This window comes from Haloarchaeobius ordinarius, from assembly GCF_051801355.1.
Classification (GTDB): domain Archaea; phylum Halobacteriota; class Halobacteria; order Halobacteriales; family Natrialbaceae; genus Haloarchaeobius.
The window spans coordinates 2,741,608-2,763,547 of record NZ_CP196560.1 but is presented as its reverse complement, the minus strand read 5'-3'; the positions used below and the strand labels follow the sequence as shown (position 1 = coordinate 2,763,547).

The window sequence follows — 21,940 nt, the reverse complement described above, 5'->3', positions numbered from 1 at the left end:
GGTCGGTAGCGTGAGCCTCGTCCTGCAAGTGAGCGTCAACCCGCTCCAGTACGTCGTCAACGGCGTGGTCTACAGCAGTATCATCGTCCTCGCGGCCATCGGCCTCTCGCTGGTGTACAGCATCGCCGACTTCGCGAACTTCGCTCACGGCGACCTGATGACCGTCGGTGCGTTCGGCACGCTCGCCACGGCGGGGGTCCTGCAACCGATGCTGGGTGACGCGGGCGTGTTCGGGCTGCCCGCGTGGTTCTTCGCGGCGCTACTCGTGGGGATGGTCCTCTCGGCCGTCGTCGCGGTCGCCACGGACCGCATCATCTACGAGCCGTTGAAGAACACGGACGCAGGGTCCATCGAGTTGCTCATCACGAGCATCGGTGTCGCCCTCTCCTATCGGGCGCTGGTGTATCTCAGTCCGCTGGAGACCGGCGGCACCCGCTACGGCGTGACCCGGACCGGGCCGATTCCCGCCCTGCAGGACGCGCTGAACATCTCGGTGACGCCGCGGAAGATAGCCATCGTGGTCATCGCGGTCGTCCTCGTCGCCGGCTTGCACCTCCTGCTCCAGTACACGACCCTGGGGCGGAAGATGCGCGCGACCGCCGACAACCCCTCGCTGGCGCGGGTGAGCGGCATCCGGACCCGCGAGGTGACCATCGCGATGTGGGTCATCGGCGCCGCACTCGCGGCCGCCGGGGGCGTCTTCCTCGGACTGGAGACGCTCGTTCGCCCGCGCATGGGCTTCGACATCCTGCTGGTCGTCTTCGCCGCCGTCATTTTGGGCGGTATCGGCAGCGTCTACGGCGCGATGCTCGGCGGATTCGTCATCGGGATGGTCCACGAGCTGACGCCGCTCATCTTCGACACCTTCGGTATCCCGCTCAGCATCGACTACGCGCCCGCGGTGGCGTTCCTGCTGATGGTCGCCATCCTGCTGGCCAGACCGAGTGGTATCATGGGTGATGCGGCATGAGTGTCGTCGATTCCATGCGCGAGTCCGTCGAGGAGGACAGTCTGGCCGTAACCGCCATCGCGGTCGCGTCCGGGTTCGTGCTCTTGCTGCTCGCGGCTGGAGTACTCAAGCTCCCCTACGTGCTCCGCACCCTGGCGTTCGCCGGGTCGTGGATCCTGTTGACCATGGGACTGAACGTCCAGTGGGGCTACACCGGCCTCATCAACTTCAGTGTCGCCGCGTTCTGGGGCATCGGTGCGTACTCGACGGCGTTGTTGACGTCGCCGAGTTCGCCGTTGCAACTCGGGCTCCACCCCGTCCTGGGGTTCCTCACCGCCATCGTGGTGAGTGCGCTAATCGCGATTCTCATCGGCATCCCCACGCTCAAGCTGCGCGAGGACTACCTCGCTATCGCGAGCCTGGGGCTGGCGGAGGTCATCCGCCTCGTCATCCGGAACGAGCGCGACTGGACCGCCGGAAGCTCCGGTATCAGCGGCATCCCGAACCTGTTCGAGGGCCTCCCGCTGACCCAGGAGGCGACCAATCTGGCCGTCGTCGTGGGACTCATCGGAGCCGTCTACTTGCTCCTGCGGCGGATGCAGCGTTCGCCGTGGGGCCGGGTCCTCCGGACCATCCGGTCCGACGAGGACCTCGCGAAGGCACTCGGGAAGAACACGTTCAGTCTGAAGATGCAGGCGTTCGTCCTCGGGAGCGTCATCATGGCGATTGCCGGCGCGTTCTACGTCCACGTGAACCTGTACATCGACCCCACGGACCTCGTCCCCCTGACCACGTTCTACATCTGGGTCGCCGTCATCCTGGGCGGCACCGCGAGCAACCGTGGGTCCATCCTGGGTGGCCTGACCATCATCGCCATCCTGGAGGGAACGCGCTTCTTCCCGGACTTCGTGGAGTTCGTCTCCGATGTCCTGGGCCTCCCGGTGTTGCTGGAGCTGGTTCAGGGACTCGACATCGCATCGCTCCGCCTGTTACTGGTGGGACTGCTCATCATCGTGGTCGTCCGGTACAAGCCGGCTGGCCTGTTGCCCCCGCGCTCGGAGCTCATCTGGCCGGGGGCGCGGCGGACCGACGCGCGGCGCTCGAACGAGGGTGAGACCCAGTGAGCCTGAACGAACTCGACTACTCCGGTGCGAAGCTGAACAAGGACGACCCCGTCCTCCGGACCGAGGGGCTGAAGAAGGCGTTCGGTGGCCTCGTCGCCACCGACGACGTGACCCTGGAGGTCGAACGCGGCTCCATCACGGGTCTCATCGGCCCGAACGGGGCCGGCAAGTCGACGCTGTTCAACCTCGTCTCGGGGTTCTACGACCTCGACGACGGGCAGGTGTACGTCAACGACCAGGAGGTCACCGACGCGGCACCCTACGAGGTGTCGCGGGCGGGCCTCGTCCGGACCTTCCAGACGCCGCGGCGACTCGAAGGCATGACCGTGCGAGAAGCGATGCTGGTCGGACCACGCCCACAGGTGGGTGAGTCCGTCCTCTCGCTGTTCACCTCACCGGGGAAGGTCACCGAGGAGGAGTCGGCCAACATCGACCAGGCCATCGACCTGCTCGAACGCTTCGAGATCGACCACCTCATCGACCAGCCCTCGACCGAACTCTCGGGCGGCCAGCTCAAACTGGTCGAGTTGGCGCGTGCCATCACGACCGACCCGGACGTGCTGTTGCTCGACGAGCCGGTCGCAGGTGTCAACCCGACGCTCGCGAACGACATCAAGCGGTTCGTCAAGGAGCTCAACGAGGAGGGCCAGACGTTCTGCATCATCGAGCACGACATGCCGTTCATCATGGACCTCGCGGACCCCATCATCGTCCTCGACCAGGGACGGGTCCTGATGGAGGGCACCCCCGACGAGGTCCGCAACGACCCGCGCGTCATCGAGGCGTACCTCGGAGGTGGCGAATGACACGGCGTGCACTCGACGTGCGGAACGTCGACTCCGGCTACGGCGAGGCACAGGTCCTCTTCGACCTGTCCCTGCACGTGAACGAGGACGAAATCGTCTGCATCATCGGGCCGAACGGGGCCGGGAAGTCCACGGTATTGAAAACCGTCTTCGGCCTGCTCGACCCGTGGGCCGGGACCGTCACGGTCGGCGACCGGGACATCACCCACACCGCCCCCGAGGACCTCGTCCGCGAGGGCGTCGGGTACGTCCCGCAGGTCGAGAACGTCTTCGGCTCGCTCACCATCGACGAGAACCTGCGGATGGGTGGCGTCGCCAAGAAGAGCGGGCTGGAGTCGACCATCGACGGCCTGTACGACCGCTTCCCGGTACTCGAGGAGAAGAAACAGGCGAAAGCACGGACGCTCTCGGGCGGCCAGCGACAGGTGCTGGCGCTCGCCCGGGCGCTCGTGATGGAGCCCGACGTGTTGCTCATCGACGAGCCCAGCGCCGGTCTCGCCCCGAACATCGTCCAGGACGTCTTCCAGAACGTAAAGAAGGTCAACGAACTCGGGACGGCCATCCTGATGGTCGAACAGAACGCCAAGGAGGGCCTCGGCATCTCCGACCGCGGCTACGTGCTCGACCAGGGGTCGGTCGAGTTCGAGGACCGCGCTGGCGACCTGCTCGACAACCCCGAAGTGTCCAGACTCTACCTCGGTGGGTGAATGCGGCGGAGGGTGCGAGGGCTCGCGTTCGCGCTCGCACCCCTCACCGCCGCCGCCCTCTGGGGTGGCATGTTCGTCGTCAGCGAGTGGAGTTTCGATAGTCTCCCGCCGCTGACGCTCGCGTTCTTGCGGGTCGCACTCGGCGCAGCTGTTCTCGTGCCCGTCGTCAGACACAGTGGCCAGCGACTGCCACGAGCCGAGTGGCGAACCGTCGCCGCACTCGGCGGCTGGGTGTCGCTGACGCTCGTGACCCAGTTCGTCGGCACCGACCTGACGAACGCGAGCCAGGGGTCGCTGGTCACCATCCTGACGCCGGTCGCGACCGTTGCCCTCGGCGCGCTCGTGCTGGGGGAGACCGTCACCCGCCGCCGAACCGTCGGCGTCACCCTCGCCGTCGTCGGGACGGTCGTCGTGCTGGCCGGCCAGTACGACCTGTCGTCGCTCGCCGGCGGGAACCTCCTCGGTATCCTCGCGCTCGTCGTCGCGAGCGTCGCGTGGGCTATCTACACCGTCCGCGGAACGCCGCTGGTCCGGGAGTACTCGGCGCTGGCGACGACGGCCTACTCGGCTGCCGCCGCGGTGCCGATGATGGCGGTTCTCGCCGCCGCCGAACTCGCCGTCGTCGGGGTGCCCGCCGTCCCGAGTCTCGGCGTCGTCGCGGCCGTCGGGTACCTCGGCGTCGCCGCCACGGCCGCCGCGTGGTACCTCTGGTATCGCGGCATCGAGACGGTCGACGCCGGCACCGTCGCCGTGTTCTTCTTCGCCCAGCCGGTCGTCGGGACGGTCCTCGGCGTGCTCGTGCTCGAGGAATCCGTCGGGATGGGCTTCGTCGTCGGTGGTGCCGTGATGGCCGCCGGTATCTGGGTCGTCAGCACCGAGGCCGACTGAAACGCTGGTTTCAGCCTCGACAAAGCACTTACCCGAACGACAGGTACCTGATAGTATGCCTTACACTCGACGCACCCTCCTCGCCGGCCTCGCCGGTGCCGGCGTCGCCGCGCTCGCCGGCTGTCTCGACGGGTCACTCGGCGGCACCACCGACACCGACCCCACGACGACAGAGCCGACGACCGGAACCGGGACTCCAACCGAGACCCGGACCAGCTATCCCGACACCGATGTTCCGTTCCCGGACGGCCCGAAGTCCCGGCCCGAGCGTCCGGACGAGTGGACCGAACAGACCGCCCGTGCGTTCGTGCACGACCACGAGTACCGCTGGGTGTACAACCAGCTCTGGTACAACGAGTACTCGGAGGTCGAACTCTCCTGTGAGGTCCACTCGGTCGAGCCGGTCCGCGAGGGGTACGAGGTCCTCGTGAGCTGTACCGGCTACTCGAACACCGGCGGCGAGGCCACAGGTACCCAGACCGCCACCGATGTCCACGCGGACTGGTTCACCCAGTGGTTCGTCTACTACGTCGACGAGGACACGATTCGACGGCGGCAAGCGACCGAGGACGAGACGGACGCAGCGCAATCGTAGCCACCCCGGGCGACCGCTACGGAGTAACAGTCATCCGGCACGCCTGCGTTAGCAACTAGCATGGACTACCGGCACGCCACCGTCGACGACATCGACGCCATCCAGCGAGTCGCCGAGCGGACGTGGGAACAGGACTATCCGGACATCATCAGCCGGGAGAGCATCCTCGACACCGTCCACGAGTGGTACGGCGAGGACCGCCTTCGGTCGGACATCGCGGCGGTCGACACCCTCGTCCTCGTCGCACTCACCGACGGCGACGTCGCGGGGTTCGCCCACGGCGTCATCGCAGACGACACGGGAACCCTGATGCGGGTGTACGTGGACCCGGACCACCGCGGCGAGGGAACCGGCCGTTCGCTCGTCGAGTTCGCCATCGACGACTTCGCGACCAGGGGGGTCGACCGTGTCGAGGCGATGGTGCTCGCGGCGAACCAGCCGGGGAACCAGTTCTACGAGGGCCTCGGCTTCGAGCAGGTCCAGCGCGCGACCACGACCATCGGCGGCGAGAGCTACGACGAGAACATCTACCTGAAACTCGTGTAATTCAGCGCCACCGCGACGCAGAGCCCCGCGACCGCGGCCGCGCCCACCGATTCGAGCGTCCCGAGCGACTGCGACACGACGAGGTACGTCACGGCTGCTACCACTGCCACTGCGAGGTCCGCCCAGCCTCGCCCGGTCGATTCGCCCGTCTCGCCCGGCTCGGTCGTGTGGTCGTCTCCGGTGTTCGGTTCGCCAGTCATGCCCCGGATTGGGTGCCAACCAGCATATCTCTGAGCCCTCATTCCAGTGAGCAATCAAATCTCCAAACCTTCAGTACGAGCGTCCTGACAGTCGATTTCGGTGAAATCGCTCTCTGAGCTAGCCGAAAGGCTTCATATACCGATGTCGTTGCACCGGGTATGCGAACGAACAGACGAAACTTCCTCCGTGTCCTCGGGACCGCCGCCGTCGCGGGTGCCGCGGGCTGCCTGACCGACGCGACGACCACGCCCGGAGACGACGGCCCCGACGGCACCGAGCCTCGCGAACTCTCCTTCGAAGCCCACAGCTACCGGGTGAACGACCTCGTCGTCGAGGACGGCATCGGCCCTGATTCCGTCGGCGAACGCTACGCGACGGTGTTCACGGACACCACCGCCGTCGACCAGTTCGTCTCGGGCGCACTCGACGACGCGACCCGCGCGTTCGTCGACGAGACCGACTTCGGCTCACAGGACCTCCTCGTCGTCCAGACGTACCTGTCCAGCATCTCGACCGAGTTCGCGCTGGAGACGGTAGAGCGCGCCGGTGCGGAACTACGCGTGAGTGCGAGCACCGAAGAAGCCGAGATGGGCGCACAGGCCATCACCTACGAGACGGTACTCGCCCGCGTCGAATCGGGCGATGGCGCGCCCGAGCGTGTGGCGCTCAGCGTCGGCGGCGGCTCGCCAGAGACGTACGCCGTCGAGACCCCGAGTCAGGTCGAACACGGGTCGCTCCACGTCCACCACACCGACGCGCTCTACCCGGACGGACTGACCGTCTCTGCGGGTGCCGGCCCGAACTACCGCGTCGCGACGCTCACCTCGGCGGCCGACTTCTCGCTCGACGGGCAGGCAGAAGCCGCCACCTTCGTCTCCGAGACCGACTTCTCCTCACAGGCCATCGTCGCACTGGAAAAGCAGGTCCCGAACCCCTGCGAGTCGCTCGCCGCCGCGGGCGTCGAACAGGGCCGCCGGCTCCGGGTCCGCGCCGCCGTCGAAGAGAAAGACGCGATGTGCAGCCAGCAGGTCCAGCTCTCGACGCTGCTGGTCCGGGTGCCAGCCGAGGCCCTGCAGGGCCGCAAGGTCGCCGCCGTCGTCACCGGGACCGACGGCAGCGAACGGGCGGTGCTGGCCGGCCAGCGGTAGATGCGATAGGGTCCGTTCGCCGGTCCCCGGTCCGCTCCCGCGTCACCCGACCCCCGCTATTCCTCGATTCGTGCCACGAAGAAGGTCCACGGCGAGTCGTCGTCTTCGTCGGTCGTGTCGTCCGTCTCCTGCTCGTCACCGCCGTGGCTCTGTCGGTCCCACGCCAGCGAGGTCGGTGCGCCCCACGTCTCGATGACCTCGAAGCCAGCTGCCAGCAACTGGTCACGCGTGGTCGCTTCACCGGCCATGTTCCACTGCATCTCGACGCCCTCGTCTCGCTGTGCGTCGTGCTCTGTGGCCACCTCGTCGTACCCGCGGCGGACGGCGTCCTTCTCGACCATCGGCGGCGGCTACAGAGGGCGCACGGTTCAAGCTTCGGGGGACGTGAGACACGATGCCGTGACCCCACCACACTGACGCCATCTTACCTCGGTCCCACACTTCTTTCTCTCTGGAGGGCGTGAACTACGACCGTCATGTCCCTCTGGCGCGACCCGACCAGACGCCGGTGGCTCGGGTGGTTCACGCTCTCGGCCGCCTTCGTGCTCGTGAACTTCCACCGTGTGTCGACGGGCGTCCTCGCGGACGACCTCACCCGGGCGTTCGATACCAGCGCCGCCGAACTCGGCCTGCTCCACGCCTCTTTCTTCTACATCTACGCGCCGATGCAACTCGTCGCAGGGATGCTCGCGGACCAGACCGGCACGCGGCGGGTCGCCACAATCGGGTCACTCGTCATGGCTGTCGGCGTGTTCGGCTTCGCCGTGAGCGACGCCTACCTGACGGGGTTCGCGAGCCGGGCGCTCATCGGCGTCGGGGCCAGCGTCGTCTACATCGCCACCCTGCGCTTCTGTGCGAACTGGTTCGAGACGGGCGAGTTCGCGACCGTCGCCGGACTGACGCTCTCGGCATCGGCCCTCGGCGGCATCATCGCCACCACCCCGCTCGCGCTGTTCGTCGCGGACTACGGCTGGCGGTCGGCGTTCGTCGCGGTCGGCGTGGTGGGTGTCGCCATCACCGCTGCCATCTTCGTCGTGGTCCGTGACGACCCCGCGGACGCGAACCTGGAGCCCATCGCGGGCACGGCCGACCCGCCGGACATAACCCCGCGCGAGGCCGTCCAGAACGCGAAACTCGTCCTCTCAGGTCGCGTGACCTGGGTCCTCGGCGGGATGTTGTTCTTCGTCATCGGGACGAACTTCACCGTGATGGGCCTGTGGGGCATCCCCTACCTCGTCCAGGCGTACGGCCTCTCCGTGTCCGAGGCGTCCGTGTTCACCCTGCTCGGGAACGCCGGCCTGGTCGTCGGCTCACCCGTCATGGGCTGGCTCTCGGACCACCTCGGCCGCCGGACCGGCCTCATCGTCGCCGCTGGCGTCGTCTACACCCTCGCGTACGCTCTCATCGCGGCGCTCGGGACGCCGCCGCTCGCGTTCGTCGCGGTCGCGTTCTTCACCGTGATGTTCCTCCTCGGCGGGTTCACCATCGCCTACACCGTCGCCCGGGAGCGCTACCACGGTTCGGTCAGCGGGACGGCGACGGGCGCAGTCAACGCACTCGGCTTCTTCGGCGGGGCCATCTTCCCTGCCGTCCTCGGCGCGGCGCTCGACGCCTTCTGGACCGGCGAACTCGTCGCCGGCTCGCGCGTGTACTCGCTGTTCGGCTACCGGGTCGCGTTCGGAATCGCCGCGCTGAACGGGCTCGTCGCGCTGGCCTGTGCGGTGTGGCTCCACCAGCGAACCACTGGGGAACCGGAGACCGAAAAGAGCGAGGCGGCCGCGACGGGCTCGCAGTAGGGAACCGTCGCCTCCATGGTCTCCGTGAGTCCCTGGGAACAGTAGACTTATTCCACGAGTCTGTTACAATCCGGACATGAATCGGCGGGAGTTTCTGGCGACGATGGCGCTGGCGGGCGTTTCGGGATGCCTTCGGCTACAGGCGGAAAGTACCCAGACCGGTCGACCCGGTTCGTCGACCGACGCTCGGACGCCGACGGAAAGCTCTTCGACAGCGACCGTCAGCGAGGCCGCATCTCCCACCGAAACGACGGCAACAGGGCCCGCTCCGTACCCGACTGGTCTCGACGACGACGGGCCGAACCTGTTCCTCGTTCCCACCCACGTTCGGACGCTCAAGTCGACGAGCTACCGGGCTGTCTGGCGAAAGCTCAATCACACGAAATCCGAGATTTATCAGGACCGCGAGTACCGGAACGAGGGTGGAAAACTACTCGGGACGGTGCTCGGAAACGATTCCTCGACGGTGGAGGTCTTCCGGTCCGGGGACGACGCGTACTGGCGGGAGAACCTCGGCGGGTCGTACACTTACGGGAACGACAGGCACCGGAACGAGAAGATGTACGAGTGGACGCTGTGGGCCCGCGAGTTGAACGCGCTCATCGAAGCCGGAGCGTGGGGGTCGCCCGAGGTCGTCCAGGAGAGCCCGACGACCGTCTGGCGGGTCCAGACCGACTCGCTGGGAACCGAGTCCGTCGCGGACCGGGATACGGGTGGGACCATCACTGGGTTCACCGCTGGCGAGATGAAAATCGACGAGAACGGCGTTATCAGGAGCCTGAACGCGAAATACGAGGAGGTGGAAGACGACGAAGGCTCTCGAGCAATCGAGACGACGTACACCATCGACGCTATCGGAGCGACCACGGTCGCGGAACCGTCGTGGCTCACGACGGCGAAAGAGCAGGCTCCGACCGTCGCCGTCTCCATCACCGAGGACGACTCGTTCGTGAAACTCCGGATCGAATCCGGCGGGGCCATCGCTTCGGGGTCGGTACTCCAGGTGTTCGACCGTGCGAAGGGCGGGTCACCCATCGACCTAATGCTGGACGAGCCGCTGGAGCCCGGGACCACGGCGTACCTGTACGACCACGGTGACGGCGACTCGTTCCCGAGCGGGACGCTCGTTCGCGGAAGCCGACCGACGGCGGAACCAGCACAGAAACTCCCCAACAGCTACGACGTGTGGGCGCGGCGACGCGACATCCACTACTTCAAAACGTACGAGGTACAGTCGTAGGGGCGACCGCGTGCTACCGAATCCCGTCAGAAAGAGTCGAGATGGGTAGGCGGTCGGGGCCTTCGACCTGGACGTTTCCGAGTCCGCCCCACAGGTCCACCAATTCGACTCGCTCGCCGCTGAATCGCTCGGAGACGAGGGCGACGAAGACAAGGTCGACGTTCGGGCGTTCTCGGCCGCCGAGTCCCCATCACGTGCTCCCGACGATACTGGTCGCCACCACTCGGCCCACCACGGCCACCAGCAAGCCGAAGTGGGCGACGCCAAGACCCACGAACGAGAACACTGCAACGGTCATGCCGGGCTGCGTGGTCGGTGCCTGAACCAGCGCAACGACGAACAACACACCGAGGAGGAGTCCAGCCGACGCCCGTACCTGTCTCCTCGTCAGTCCCGCACGGGGCGAGGCTCTCTCGGGAGTCGTTTTCCAAGTGGTGAGCACGATAGTCACAGCGAAGAGGACGTAGAGCCCCAAGACGATGACGTGGGAAAGCAGTCTCCCGGGAAGCGCGCCGGGTCGTATCGTGACAGTGTACACTGGATAGAGGACGAGTAACACGCCTGCAAGCCCGTACAGCCACCGCCCGGTCGGGAGAAGTTCCTCCAGTCGGTACCGATGCCCCCGAAACCCGACCCGCCACACCATCCCCAGTCCCGTCAGCACTACGATGGAGACGAGCGGCAGGCGAATAGCCGCCCGACCCGGAAGGTTCCCGCCCAGGATCACCCCGAGGTACGCTCCCAGAACTCCGAGCATCACCACGGTACCTCGGTAGCCCTGCAACCGGGCGGGGAGTCGTTCCGTCAGCCGTCCGGGGCTGCACAATAATCGCTCCGCGATGAGAAGCGGCAGGACGAACGCGAGTATCGGATGGACGAAGAAGACCAGCATCACCGTGTGGAACAGTCGAACGCCGCCGACGTTCGCCGTGAGGTCGACCGCCCAGTTCGGGTTCCAGAGCTGCTTGATGAGGTAGCCTTCGTAGAGTCCGAACAGCCCACCGTAGGCGAGCAAGGTCGTGTACCCGGCAATCCGGCGACTGTACATGAACCCGCCGAGAACGAGGACGTGGAGACCATAGATGGGGTAGCCGGCGTACCAGCCGAGTGCCGAGTCCCAGGGAACCGGGTCGTTGAAGGTGACCACCTCGGGGAGCACCATCGACAGGGTGGCGAGCGTGAACCAGAAGAACAGCCGGTGGCCGAGTGACGGTGGTCGATGGTCCATACGCGTCTCCCTACGATAGACGGACGGAACCAAGAAGTTTGCTGCCGAGTCGGTGACGCGCCCTGCATCGAGTGCCGCCGACAGGTGGTCGCGGCTCTGGGGGCCTCAGTAGTCGATTCGGGTTATCTCGTCGACGGGCCACTGGCTGAGGACTTCGACGCCGTTTTCGCGGACGACGACCATCTCTTCGACGCGGACGCCCTGGCGGTCGGCGGGTTCCATCGTCTCGACGGCCATCGTCATGCCCTCCTCGATTTCGATGGGGTGGTCGGGCGAGAGGCCGCGCCAGATGAGCGGGACCTCGTAGAGCTGGAGGCCCAGCCCGTGTGCCCAGTGGTTGGTGGTCATCTGCCAGTGGTCGGTCGCGTCGTACCAGTCGGCGTGCTCGCCTTCCATGTCCGGGAAGCCCTTGCAGATCTCGTCGGTCGTGGCACCCGGTTCGATGCGGTCGAGCACGTCGTAGAGGTTGTCCCGGGCAATCTGGTACGCCTCCTTCTGCTTCTCGGTGGGTTCGCCCATGGAGAAGGTCCGGTAGTAACAGGAACGGTAGCCGAGGTAGCCGATGTTGTACATGTCGGCGTAGACGATGTCGCCGGGGCGAATCATCCGGTCAGTGGTGTTCGCCTGATGCTTGGGCCAGGTGTTCGGGCCCGAAGTGAGGTAGCCGCCACCGACGAACGCGCCGTGACGCCAGAGTTCCTTCGTGACGTCACCCCAGACTTCGGACTCGCGCTTGCCCGGGCGGGCGTTCTCGACGACCTGCTGGAACCCGGCCTCACAGATGGCCGCGACCTGTCGCAGGCACTCGATTTCGTCCTTGGTCTTGACCTTCCGGGCGTCGTGCATCAGGTCCACGCACTCCTTCGTCTTGACCTCCACGTCGTTGTTCTCGAACGCGGAGATGAGTCCGGCGTTGCCCACGTCCAGCCCCATCGGGCGCTTCTCGACGCCGTACTCTTCCATCGCCTCGTAGACGAGGTCGGCCATCTTCTGCGTGAGGAAGTTCCGTGCAGAGTCCGAGCCAGACGCCCGCGGGACGTTCCCGAGACCGGGGCAGGCGTAGCGGATGTCGTGGAGCCAGGGGCAGTTGAATCGCTGGTTGCTGGCGTGGTCGGCCGTGTCCCAGTGGACGATGTCGCCCTCTTCGGTGAGCAGGGTGTAGTGGTCCGCGCCCGAGCCACCCGTCATGGCGAGGCCGGTCACGTACCGGATGTTCGGGTCCGACACCAGCAGCATCGACCCCATCTCCGAGTCCTCCAGCCGAGCCAGTGCCTTCGCGTAGCGCTCCTCGCGAAGTCGTTTCACGTCGATTCGCTCCTCCCAGTCCACTGCCTGTGTCCCCCGCGTCCCTTCCATGAAGGTGCGTTCGTACATACCGGTGAGTACCGGGCAAATCCATATCAAACTACGGTGACAGACCCACCCACGGCGTCCACGTCTCCGAGAACTCACAGAAGGCTTATGATAGAATTAGGAGAAGGAACGGACGAGATGAAACGAGTGCTCTCCAGCGTGGGAATCGGTTCCGCCAACGTCGACACAATCCTCCCGAAGACCTCCCTCACACCCGGTGAGACCGTCGAAGCCACCGTCGAGATAGAGGGTGGGTCGACCGAACAGGACATCGAGAACATGTACTTCGCGATGATGACGCGCTACCGCACCGAAGACGGCTACTCGCAGGCGGTCATCGACAAGTTCCGCGTCGGCCAGAACTTCACCATCGACGAGGACGAGCACCGCGAGGAGACGGTCGACATCACGGTGCCCTACGGCACACCCCTGACGATGGGCAACGTCAAGGTGTGGCTGAAGACCGGCCTCGACATCGACTGGGCGGTCGACCCCAAGGACACCGACCACATCGAGGTCCGCCCCGACGAGCGCATGCAGGCGCTGTTCGACGCCGTCGAGGACCTCGGGTTCAGCTTCTACAGCGCCGAAGTCGAGAAGGCCCCGTTCGGTCGCACCCAGCCCTACGCCCAGGAGTTCGAGTTCAAGCCCCGCGGCGGCGAGTTCCGCGGCAAACTCGACGAACTGGAGGTCATCTGCGCGCCCGGCCCGGACTCGGTGAAGGTCCTGCTCGAAATCGACCGCCGTGGCAGCCTGCTCTCGGAGTGGGCCGAGACCGACGAGTCCAAGACGAGTTTCACCTTCAGCGACCCGAACCGGAACGCCATCCGCGACAAGCTCGAGACCATCGTCCGCCGGCACGCCTGAGCAGGCCCGTCGGAAAAACAGGTACCCCGTCTCGCACCCAGCCGCCCGTTCTTTCACACGACAGAATCGTTAACTTCCCCCCAGTGTATTCTCCGGCCGATGCGACGCGTACTCTCCAGTGTGGGTATCGGTGCAGCGACCGTCGACACCGTCCTCCCCCGGAACGAGGTGACGCCTGGCGAGACCATCACGGTCGACGTCGAGGTCGACGGCGGCGACACGGACCAGCAGGTAGACGGCATCTACTTCGCGTTCGTCACACAGTACTGGTCCGGGACTGGCCACGACACTGCGGTCGTCGACTCGGTCACCGTCGCCGAGGACTTCACCATCGCCGCCGGGTCGCGCCGGACCATCGAGACCGAGGTGACGGTCCCACAGGCGACGCCGGTGACCGTCGGGAGCACGAACGTCTGGTTGAAGACCGGCCTCGACATCGACTGGGCCATCGACCCGACCGACGAGGACACTATCACGGTCGACCCCGACCCGTCCCGGCAGGCGTTCTTCGACGCCGCGGAATCACTCGGCTACGTCTTCGACGAGGCCGACTGCAAGGCGGCCCACGCCGTCGACCCCGAGCGCCCGTTCGTCCAGGAGTTCGACTTCGAGCCACACTCCGGGCCGTACGTGGACGCGGGCGACCTCGAGGTCGTGTTCGTCCCCGACGGTGACGGTCTGACGGCTGTCGTGCAGGTCGAGCCAGACGGTGGCGTCGAGGACTTCGAAGAGTTCGCCGAGGAGTCCTGCCGGTTCACCATCACGGATCCGGACGCAGCCGCCGTGGAGGAGTCCCTCGACGAGGCCATCGACGAGTGCCTCTGAGGCGGTGAGCGACCTGCACCTGGTGTCACCACCGTCCCGGGGGCACCAACCTACCGATACCGGTGTTCACTGGATGCACCTGAAGGGCTAAGGGCCGCCCCGTCGTGTTGTTCCACGATGACGCACGACACACCGATCCGGGTCGACCACGTCGGCATCGCCGTCGAGTCAGTGGCCGACGCCGAACCCATCCTCCTGGCCTTCGGCTGTGAGAAGCTCTCCGACGAGACCGTCGAGGACCGCTTTCGCTGGGTCTACTACCGCCTCGGCGACGCCTCCCGTATCGAACTCATCGAACCCATCGAGGACGACTCCTTCCTGACCGACTTCCTCGAGCGCGAGGGGCCCGGTCTCCACCACGTCACGCTGGAGGTCGCGGACATCGACGCCGTCGTCGAGGGGCTGGAGGCGGCCGACGCGGACATCCGGGTGGTCGACCGCGCCGAGTTCGACACCTGGACCGAGGCGTTCGTCTCGCCGCAGAACCCGACCGGGACGCTGTTCCAGCTCATGGAGTTCCACGACGACTACGCCGAGAACCGGCTGCCGCCGGAGGAACTGTTCGTTAACGGCGGCCGCGTCCAGGAGGTACAGTCGTGAGCGAGATACCGGAGGAGACCCGCGAACGCATCGAGTCGGACCCGTTCTGTGAGACACTCGGCATCGAACTCGTGGACCTCGGTGAGGGAACCGCCGTCACGGAACTCGAAGTGACCGAGGACCTGCTGAACTTCCACGGCACCCCACACGGCGGCGCGGTGTACTCGCTGGCCGACGCAGCCTTCGCCGCGTCCTCGAACTCTCACGGGACGACCGCGGTCGCCCTGGAGACGAACATGTCCTACCTCGACGCCGTCGAGGTCGGGCAAACCCTCCGGGCAGAGGCCGAGGAGAGCCACATGGCCGGACGAACCGCGGAGTACCAGATCGACGTGACGGCAGACGGCGAACGCGTGGCGACCTTCCGTGGCCGCGTGTACCGGTTCGTGGACTGACTGGAAACGTCCCTCCGGCACCCTCCTTCACTCGTCTTCCGCCACGACGGCGACCACCTCGACCTCGACCAGCATCGCCTCGTCGACGAACCCGGCGACCTCGACGAGCGTCGCGGCCGGCTTCACGTCGGCGAAGAAGGCGTGGTGTGCGTCCCCGACGGCAGGCCAGTCGTCGGCGTCGGCGACGTACATCCGCGTTCGAACCACGTCGTCGACGCTCGCGTCTGCCTGCTCGAGGGCGGTCTCGACGTTCCGGAGCGCCTGCATCGTCTGTTCGTGAGCGTCGCCGGGTGCGACGAGTTCGCCCGAGTCGTCGGTACCGGTCGTCCCGGCGACCTCGACCCGGTCCCCGACGCGGACCGCCCGCGAGTAGCCGACCTGTTCTTCCCACTCGGTGCCAGACGAGATTCGCTGTCGGTTCATACGTGGTGCTCGTTGGAGGGCGAGAAGAAACCAGCCGTCGCGGTTGCGAGTGGCCGCGAACGGCCGCCAGGGAACGTTCTCAGAACCCGAGAGCCGCCAGCGAAGTATATCGATTCAGCCGACGTTACGTACTCCATGAATACGTTCGTTCGTGTGCTGGTCGCTCTCGTCGCCGGCATCCTCGGGTTCGCCGTCGTCACCGTCGCCGTGACGGTCGGATTCGCGCCGGAAATCGAGTTCTCACTGCTCATCGGCCTGCCGATGGGTGTCTACGCGGGACTGACAACCGTCTTCGCCACGTACGCGGGACTGTGGTACCGCGACCAGGTCGCCGCAGGTCCGGCGACCGAGAGGGCGACCCGCGTGCTCTGGTCGGCGGCCGCGGCCGTGGCAGCGTTCGTGGTGACGACCGTCCTCGGCGTCCTGCTGTACCTCGTCTTCGACGTGAGCATCGGCATCGGTGTGCTCGTGCTGGGCGTCCCGGCAGTCGTGTTCGTCGCTGCGGTCGGCGGGTACATCGCGGCGAGAACCGGCCGCGAGGGTGAGGCAGGTCGGCAGTCCTCGTCCGGGTAGAGAAAACGGCTACAGTCAGTCCCAGTCGTACCGGTCCGCGACTATCTCCCGCCCGTGGACACCGGTTTCGTAGCTCTCGCGGAGGTCCGCGAGCGGAGTCCAGGTCGCGTTCGTCCGGAGGTCGTTGTAGTACGAGTCCCCGAGCGGTGCGTTGGGGTCGAACACGCGGAGGGCGGCCGACTGAACGTCGAGGTCACGACAGTCCCCACCGGCCGCTTCGCCAGCCTCCAGCGCGTCGATGAGCCGTTTCGCGAGTCGCTCGTCCCGGTCGCTCGACTCGTAGGACTCGGCGACAGCATCGACGACACACTCGTCGGTCAGCAGGTTGCCGGCGACGGTGTAGTTCGGCCCACTCCGGTGGCCCGCCCAGTCGTTACAGGCGCCGCCGGTGAAGGTGGTGGTCGCGTGGCCGTCGACGCCGTGTATCTGGCGATTCTCCGGGTCGGTCTCGGGACGGAGGACGGTCTGTACTACGTCGGCGAGGAAGTAGCCGTCGCCGAGCAGGTCCACGATTCTGGGCCCGAGTGCACCCGTGACGTGGCCCTGCACCGCGACCGCGCCATGCGGGGAAACGAACGGCGAGAGGTCCCCGATACCGGGCATCCGCGTCGTCACGGCGACACCGAAGCGGTCCTGGTCGCCGCAGGCTTCCCTGACGCAGATGCTGAAGGTCACGTAAGAGACGCTTCGCTACGCGCGGAAGTAGATGGAGCATGCCAGGGCATGCCGGCGCGAAGAAATTATTGTTCCCTGTGTCTCCGCGAATGGCGCGAGTGGGGGCTCGCGAAGACGCTAGTCTTCGCGGTGGTCGAAGACGCGCTTGACCTTGCCGACCTCGGTGCGTTCGATGACGCCCGGGCCGACGACCTCTATCTCGTCGGGTTTCACGTCGAGGACGTCCTTGAGCTTGCCCTCTATCTGGGCCTCAAGCTCGGCGTGGGTCCCCTCGTAGTCCTCGTGGTACTCGACCGTGAGCTCCATGGTGTCGAGGTTGCCCTTGCGGTAGAGGTCGATGCGGTAGTACGGCGCGACGTCCTCCATGCTGAGCATGACCTCTTCGACCTGACTCGGGTAGACGTTGACCCCGCGGACGATGATGAGGTCGTCGGAGCGGCCGGTGATGTTGTCCATCCGGACCACGGTGCGCCCGCACTCGCAGGTGTCGTAGTTCAGGCGGGTCATGTCGCCGGTCCGGTAGCGAATCATCGGCAGGGCCTTCTTGGTGAGCGAGGTGATGACGAGTTCACCCTCCTCGCCTTCGCCGACCGGTTCGCCGGTCTCGGGGTCGACAATCTCGGGATAGAAGTGGTCCTCCCAGAGGTGGAGACCGTCCTGGGCTTCGGCGCACTCGATGGAGACGCCCGGGCCGATTATCTCGGAGAGGCCGTACACGTCGACTGCGGTCACGCCGAGGGCTTCCTCTATCTCGCGGCGCATGGGGTCGGTGAACGGCTCGGCCCCGATGACGACACGCGAGAGGGGGAGGTCACGGAGGTCCAGTCCGCGTTCTTCCGCCTGCTCGGCGAGGTAGAGGCAGTACGACGGGGTACAACAGAGCACGTCCGATTCGAGGTCCTGCAGCATGTCCAGCTGGCGGGCGGTGTTACCACCGCCGGTCGGAATGACCGAAGCACCGAGCTCCTGAATACCGTCGTGGAAGCCGAGACCGCCGGTGAACAGCCCGTAGCCGTACGCGTTCTGGACCATCATGCCGGGGTCGACGCCGCCCGCCTTGAGCGAACGGGCCATGACCTCGCGCCAGACGCCGAGGTCGTCTTCGGTGTAGCCGACGATCTTCGGCTTGCCCGTCGTCCCGGAGGACGCGTGGATTCGCCGCAACTCGCTGCGGTCGACCGCGAACAGGTCCATCGGGTAGTTGTCGCGGATATCCTCTTTCGTGGTGAACGGGAGCTTCGTGATGTCCTCGACCGTCTCGATGTCGTCGGGCGTGACGCCTAACTCCTCGAACTGCTCGCGGTACCACGGCACGTTCTCGTAGACGTGCTCGACGGTCTCGCGAAGGCGTTCGTTCTGCAGTGCTGTGACCTCTTCTCGCGGTGCGGTTTCGATGTCGTTGTAGACCATGTTTTGAACCATCTTTCGTGTCAGTAAATAGCTTCAGGTGGCGACAGGCGCACCCGTCAGATGCTCACCCCGAGGTGCCTGTCGCGCACGGATTGATTCTCGTCCAGTTCCTCGGGCGTCCCCTCGTAGACGATCTGGCCCTTGTCGAGGATGAACACCCGGTCGGCGAGCTTGCTCGCCACGGCGACGTTCTGCTCGACGAGGAGGACCGAGATGCCCTCCTCGTTGAGTTCGGTCACGAGGTCGGCGACGCGCTCGACGATGATGGGGGCGAGCCCCTCGGTCGGCTCGTCGAGCAACAGCAGGTCCGCGCCAGCGACCATCGCCCGGGCGATGGAGAGCATCTGTTGCTCGCCGCCGGAGAGGTCGGCCCCGCGGCTGTTCTTGCGTTCGCGCAGGTTCTCGAAGGCGTCGAGCTCCCAGATGTCCTCGACCGACCGCCGGTGTGCGGTGTCGCTGCCGCCGAATCGGCCCATCCGCAGGTTCTCCGTGACGGTGAGGCCGGGGAAGACGCGGCGTTCTTCGGGGACGAAGCCGATGCCCTTCCGGGCGACTTCCTCCGAAGAGGTACCGGTGATGTCCTCGCCGTGGTAGCGAATCGACCCTTTCGTGGTCTCGACCACGCCCACGATGCTGCGCAGCGTCGTCGTCTTGCCGACGCCGTTGCGGCCGACGAGCGAGACGACCTCGCCCTCCTCGACGTCCATCGTGACGCCCGAGAGTACTTCGGTCTCGCCGTACCCACCGTGGACGTTCTCGAGTTCGAGGAGGCTCACAACACACCACCTCCGAGGTAGGCCTGCTGGACCTCGTCGTTCTCGGCGACGGCCTCCGGTGTTCCCGTCGCCAGTTCTGCCCCCCGGTTGAGGACGGTAATCCTGTCCGATGCGTTCATGACGAGTTCGATGTCGTGTTCGATGAGCAACACGGTTCTGTCCGCCAGTACGTCGCCGATGAGTTCCATCGTCGCCCGGGTCTCGTCGGCGCTCATACCCGCCGTGGGCTCGTCGAGCATGACGAGCGTCGGGTCGGTCGCCAGCACGAGCCCGATTTCGAGCCGTCGCCGGTCGCCGTACGCCATCGCCGACGCCCGTTCGTCGCCGCGGCCGTCGAGGCCGATGCGAGCGAGGACGTCGTCGGTCCGGTCGTTCAGGTCCTCGAAGGAGTCCTTGTTGCCGAACAGGTTCTCCGTGACCGAGCGCTTCCTGAGTGCCGCCTGTGCGGCGAGGCGGACGTTCTCACGGACGCTGAGTCCGCCGAAGACGTTCGTTATCTGGAACGAACGACCGATGCCCCGTCGCACTCGCTGGTGCGGCGGGAGCTGGGAGACGTCCTCACCCTGGAAGATGATCGACCCCTCGCTCGGGTACAGAGCGCCCGAGACGAGGTTGAACAGCGTGGTCTTTCCGGCCCCGTTCGGGCCGATGATGCTCCGGAACTCACCGGGTTGTACGGTCAGGGAGAGGTCGTCGGTCGCGACGAGTTCACCGAACCGACGGGTGAGGTCCCGGGTCTCGAGGACGGGGTCGCCCGTGTCGAGCGTGTCGGTCTGCTGTTCGCTGGTCGCCATCAGTCACTCACCTCCGTGGATTCGGCGTCGGGGGTGCCACCCTCGCCACCGGCCATCGCCTGCCGACGCTGTTTGAGCAGCGACGGCACCGAGACGAGGCCACGCGGGACGAAGATGACGAACAGGACGAAGACGACGCCGAGGACGCCCTGCCAGTAGTCGATGCCCTGTTCGAGCAACAGCTCCTCCAGCGAGATGAAGCCCGCCGCGCCGATCATCGGCCCGTAGAGGGTCCCCATCCCGCCCAGCAGGGTCATGACGATGACCTCGCCGGAGAGGAGCCAGTCGAGGAAGCCGGGCGAGGCACGACCCAGCGTCTGGGTCGCGCGGAGTCCGCCAGCCAGGCCGCCGAGGGCGCCACTGACGACGAACGCACGGCGCTTGTACGCGGTCGTGTCGTAGCCGAGGAACGACGCGCGCTGTTCGGACTCACGGATCGCCTGCAGGACGCTCCCGAACGGCGCGTCGATGAGTCGTCGGGCGACGAAGTACGACCCGACGACCAGCGCGAGGATGACGTAGTAGTTCAGTGTTATCTCACCGAGCAGCGAGACGTCACCGAACTCCGGCCCCGACGTGAGCCCGTAGTACAGTGCCTCGGCCCCGATGCCGTCCTCCCCGTTGGTCAGGGGTGGAACCGTCGGGAGGCCGATAGACGCCAGGAACGGGTTGAACTCCGCGCGCAGGCCCGGCATCTTCACCGCGAGACTGGCGAACAGTTCGGCGAACGCCAGGGTTATCATCGAGAAGTAGACGCCCGACACCCGGATGGAGAGGTAGCCGACCACCCAGGCGATGAGCGCCGCGACCGCGATGCCGACCAGCAGGGCCAGCCAGAACGACGGGACCAGGTACAGCGCGAACAGCACGGTCGCGTACGCGCCGACCCCGTAGAACAGGACGTGCCCCAGCGACACCAGTCCGGTGTAGCCCATGACGAGGTCCAGACTGAGCGCGAACAGCGCCCAGATGAGTATCTCCACGATGAAGGTGTTCACGAAGAACGACCCCCAGAGGACACCGATACCGAGCGGTGCCAGCGCGAGTACGCCGACGACACCCCCACCGAGTAGTTTGCGTTGTTGTGGTGTGAGGACGCCACCACCGGCACCGGTGAGCAGTTCACCGGCAGATTCGCCGGGGTCGTGCCACTCGGGACTGCCGAACAGCCCCTGCGGGCGGACGAGCAAGACGCCGATCATCAGCAAGAAGACGACGAGCCCCTCGAGGAACGGGAGTTGCCAGCGCACCAGCGTCTGGACGACGCCGACGAGCAGGCCACCTGCGACCGCGCCGCGGAAGCTACCGAGGCCGCCCAACACCACGACGATGAACGCCGGGATGATGACAGAGCCACCCATGCCGGGGTCGACGGACTGCCGACCGGCGAGGATGACCCCGCCGACGGCCGCCAGGAACGCCCCGAAGGCGAACACGAGCGTGTAGTACCGGTCGATGTCGATGCCGAGGTGTCGGACCATGTCGCGGTCCATCGACCCGGCGCGGACGACCAGCCCGAACCGGGTCTTCTCCAGCACCAGCCACGCACCGGCAGCGACGATGGAGCCGGCGACGATGACGAAGTAGCTGTACAGTTGCTTCTGGAACCCGAGGATGGTCACCGTCCCGGAGAGCGAGCCGGTGTCGAGCGTCCCGAGGGACTGTGTTCCCCACACCAGCTCGATGGCGTCGACGAAGATGAGCACCAGCCCGAACGTCAACAGGATGTGATACAGCGGGTTCCGGCCGTAGAGCGGACGGATGGTCAATCGCTCCATCGCACCGCCGAGTACCGCGACCGCGAGCGGGGCGACGAGCAGGGCCACCCAGAAGTTACCGATGCCAGCCGTCGAGAGTGCGACCGCGAGGTACGCACCCAGTGCCAACAGTTCCCCGTGGGCGAAGTTGATGACGTCCATCACCCCGAAGATGATGGACAGGCCCGCGGCGAGGAGGACGTACACCATCCCGACGGTCAGCCCGTTGATGAGCTGGTCGAGGAGGGCTGCACCTGAGACCAT

The 21,940-nt window shown here is 66.2% G+C and carries 25 protein-coding genes; 15 read left to right on the top strand and 10 right to left on the bottom strand.

Annotation, left to right across the window (positions count from 1 at the left end; all coding sequences use genetic code 11):
- Positions 1-10: 10 nt before the first annotated feature.
- Genes ACSC1R_RS14455 through ACSC1R_RS14425 form a run of 7 tightly spaced genes read left to right on the top strand, consistent with a single transcriptional unit; the run spans position 11 to position 5,615 of the window.
- Entirely contained in the window at positions 11-970 is a 960-nt protein-coding gene (locus ACSC1R_RS14455; RefSeq protein WP_439028727.1) for a branched-chain amino acid ABC transporter permease, read from the top strand.
- Positions 967-2,073: a branched-chain amino acid ABC transporter permease gene (locus ACSC1R_RS14450; RefSeq protein WP_439026429.1), complete on the top strand. Its 1,107-nt coding sequence runs from the start codon at positions 967-969 to the stop codon at positions 2,071-2,073. The genes ACSC1R_RS14455 and ACSC1R_RS14450 overlap by 4 nt, the downstream gene beginning before the upstream one ends.
- Positions 2,074-2,075: 2 nt before the next feature.
- The gene (locus ACSC1R_RS14445; RefSeq protein WP_439028726.1) at positions 2,076-2,879 is read left to right on the top strand and encodes an ABC transporter ATP-binding protein; all 804 of its coding nucleotides are present in this window, start codon (positions 2,076-2,078) and stop codon (positions 2,877-2,879) included.
- Positions 2,876-3,586 carry an ABC transporter ATP-binding protein gene (locus tag ACSC1R_RS14440; RefSeq protein ID WP_439026428.1) on the top strand — a complete coding sequence of 237 codons (711 nt, stop codon included), beginning with the start codon at positions 2,876-2,878 and terminating at the stop codon, positions 3,584-3,586. The genes ACSC1R_RS14445 and ACSC1R_RS14440 overlap by 4 nt, the downstream gene beginning before the upstream one ends.
- Positions 3,587-4,474 (top strand): DMT family transporter, encoded by an 888-nt coding sequence (locus tag ACSC1R_RS14435; RefSeq protein WP_439026427.1) that lies wholly within the window; start codon positions 3,587-3,589, stop codon positions 4,472-4,474.
- Between the two features lie 55 nt (positions 4,475-4,529).
- Positions 4,530-5,069 carry a hypothetical protein gene (locus tag ACSC1R_RS14430; protein WP_439026426.1) on the top strand — a complete coding sequence of 180 codons (540 nt, stop codon included), beginning with the start codon at positions 4,530-4,532 and terminating at the stop codon, positions 5,067-5,069.
- Positions 5,070-5,129: 60 nt separating this feature from the next.
- A complete protein-coding gene (locus tag ACSC1R_RS14425; RefSeq protein ID WP_439026425.1) occupies positions 5,130-5,615 on the top strand; it encodes a GNAT family N-acetyltransferase in 486 nt (161 codons plus the stop codon).
- Here ACSC1R_RS14425 and ACSC1R_RS14420 read toward each other — a convergent pair.
- On the bottom strand, positions 5,597-5,815 hold the full coding sequence (locus ACSC1R_RS14420; RefSeq protein ID WP_439026424.1) for a hypothetical protein: 219 nt from the start codon (positions 5,813-5,815) through the stop codon (positions 5,597-5,599). The genes ACSC1R_RS14425 and ACSC1R_RS14420 overlap by 19 nt on opposite strands.
- 159 nt (positions 5,816-5,974) lie before the next feature.
- Here ACSC1R_RS14420 and ACSC1R_RS14415 point away from each other — a divergent pair, with 159 nt between their 5' ends.
- Positions 5,975-6,964: a hypothetical protein gene (locus ACSC1R_RS14415; RefSeq protein ID WP_439026423.1), complete on the top strand. Its 990-nt coding sequence runs from the start codon at positions 5,975-5,977 to the stop codon at positions 6,962-6,964.
- A gap of 56 nt (positions 6,965-7,020) precedes the next feature.
- Here ACSC1R_RS14415 and ACSC1R_RS14410 read toward each other — a convergent pair whose 3' ends face one another.
- Positions 7,021-7,305, bottom strand: a complete 285-nt coding sequence (locus tag ACSC1R_RS14410; protein ID WP_439026422.1) for a hypothetical protein — start codon at positions 7,303-7,305, stop codon at positions 7,021-7,023.
- Between the two features lie 135 nt (positions 7,306-7,440).
- Between ACSC1R_RS14410 and ACSC1R_RS14405 the strand changes: the two genes are divergently transcribed.
- Positions 7,441-8,760: an MFS transporter gene (locus ACSC1R_RS14405; protein ID WP_439026421.1), complete on the top strand. Its 1,320-nt coding sequence runs from the start codon at positions 7,441-7,443 to the stop codon at positions 8,758-8,760.
- A gap of 76 nt (positions 8,761-8,836) precedes the next feature.
- The gene (locus ACSC1R_RS14400) at positions 8,837-10,000 is read left to right on the top strand and encodes a hypothetical protein (RefSeq protein WP_439026420.1); all 1,164 of its coding nucleotides are present in this window, start codon (positions 8,837-8,839) and stop codon (positions 9,998-10,000) included.
- Between the two features lie 190 nt (positions 10,001-10,190).
- On the opposite strand, the gene ACSC1R_RS14395 is transcribed toward ACSC1R_RS14400, so the two are convergent.
- The gene (locus tag ACSC1R_RS14395; RefSeq protein WP_439026419.1) at positions 10,191-11,228 is read right to left on the bottom strand and encodes a hypothetical protein; all 1,038 of its coding nucleotides are present in this window, start codon (positions 11,226-11,228) and stop codon (positions 10,191-10,193) included.
- 105 nt (positions 11,229-11,333) lie between these two features.
- Positions 11,334-12,602 carry a M24 family metallopeptidase gene (locus ACSC1R_RS14390; protein ID WP_439026418.1) on the bottom strand — a complete coding sequence of 423 codons (1,269 nt, stop codon included), beginning with the start codon at positions 12,600-12,602 and terminating at the stop codon, positions 11,334-11,336.
- 117 nt (positions 12,603-12,719) lie between these two features.
- Between ACSC1R_RS14390 and ACSC1R_RS14385 the strand changes: the two genes are divergently transcribed.
- The 4 genes from ACSC1R_RS14385 (at position 12,720) to paaI (ending at position 15,268) form a co-directional block, all read left to right on the top strand.
- Positions 12,720-13,448: a sporulation protein gene (locus ACSC1R_RS14385; protein ID WP_439026417.1), complete on the top strand. Its 729-nt coding sequence runs from the start codon at positions 12,720-12,722 to the stop codon at positions 13,446-13,448.
- Between the two features lie 99 nt (positions 13,449-13,547).
- Entirely contained in the window at positions 13,548-14,273 is a 726-nt protein-coding gene (locus ACSC1R_RS14380) for a sporulation protein (protein ID WP_439026416.1), read from the top strand.
- 117 nt (positions 14,274-14,390) lie between these two features.
- Positions 14,391-14,873, top strand: coding sequence for a VOC family protein (locus tag ACSC1R_RS14375; protein WP_439026415.1), 483 nt, complete (start codon positions 14,391-14,393; stop codon positions 14,871-14,873).
- A complete protein-coding gene (paaI, locus tag ACSC1R_RS14370) occupies positions 14,870-15,268 on the top strand; it encodes a hydroxyphenylacetyl-CoA thioesterase PaaI (protein ID WP_439026414.1) in 399 nt (132 codons plus the stop codon). Before ACSC1R_RS14375 ends, paaI begins: the two co-directional genes overlap by 4 nt.
- Before the next feature lie 27 nt (positions 15,269-15,295).
- Here paaI and ACSC1R_RS14365 read toward each other — a convergent pair whose 3' ends face one another.
- Entirely contained in the window at positions 15,296-15,691 is a 396-nt protein-coding gene (locus ACSC1R_RS14365) for a RidA family protein (protein ID WP_439026413.1), read from the bottom strand.
- A 135-nt stretch (positions 15,692-15,826) separates the two neighbouring features.
- Between ACSC1R_RS14365 and ACSC1R_RS14360 the strand changes: the two genes are divergently transcribed.
- Positions 15,827-16,264 (top strand): hypothetical protein, encoded by a 438-nt coding sequence (locus ACSC1R_RS14360; RefSeq protein WP_439026412.1) that lies wholly within the window; start codon positions 15,827-15,829, stop codon positions 16,262-16,264.
- Positions 16,265-16,279: 15 nt separating this feature from the next.
- On the opposite strand, the gene ACSC1R_RS14355 is transcribed toward ACSC1R_RS14360, so the two are convergent.
- The 5 genes from ACSC1R_RS14355 to ACSC1R_RS14335 all read right to left on the bottom strand — a co-directional run bounded on the left by ACSC1R_RS14355 (position 16,280) and on the right by ACSC1R_RS14335 (position 21,940).
- Positions 16,280-16,939, bottom strand: a complete 660-nt coding sequence (locus ACSC1R_RS14355; protein WP_439026411.1) for a DUF1028 domain-containing protein — start codon at positions 16,937-16,939, stop codon at positions 16,280-16,282.
- Between the two features lie 117 nt (positions 16,940-17,056).
- Positions 17,057-18,349 (bottom strand): phenylacetate--CoA ligase PaaK, encoded by a 1,293-nt coding sequence (gene paaK / locus ACSC1R_RS14350; RefSeq protein ID WP_439026410.1) that lies wholly within the window; start codon positions 18,347-18,349, stop codon positions 17,057-17,059.
- Positions 18,350-18,405: 56 nt separating this feature from the next.
- Positions 18,406-19,125 (bottom strand): ABC transporter ATP-binding protein, encoded by a 720-nt coding sequence (locus ACSC1R_RS14345; protein WP_439026409.1) that lies wholly within the window; start codon positions 19,123-19,125, stop codon positions 18,406-18,408.
- On the bottom strand, positions 19,122-19,919 hold the full coding sequence (locus ACSC1R_RS14340; RefSeq protein ID WP_439026408.1) for an ABC transporter ATP-binding protein: 798 nt from the start codon (positions 19,917-19,919) through the stop codon (positions 19,122-19,124). Before ACSC1R_RS14340 ends, ACSC1R_RS14345 begins: the two co-directional genes overlap by 4 nt.
- Complete coding sequence (locus tag ACSC1R_RS14335; protein WP_439026407.1) at positions 19,919-21,940, bottom strand: ABC transporter permease; 2,022 nt, start codon at positions 21,938-21,940, stop codon at positions 19,919-19,921. The genes ACSC1R_RS14340 and ACSC1R_RS14335 overlap by 1 nt, the downstream gene beginning before the upstream one ends.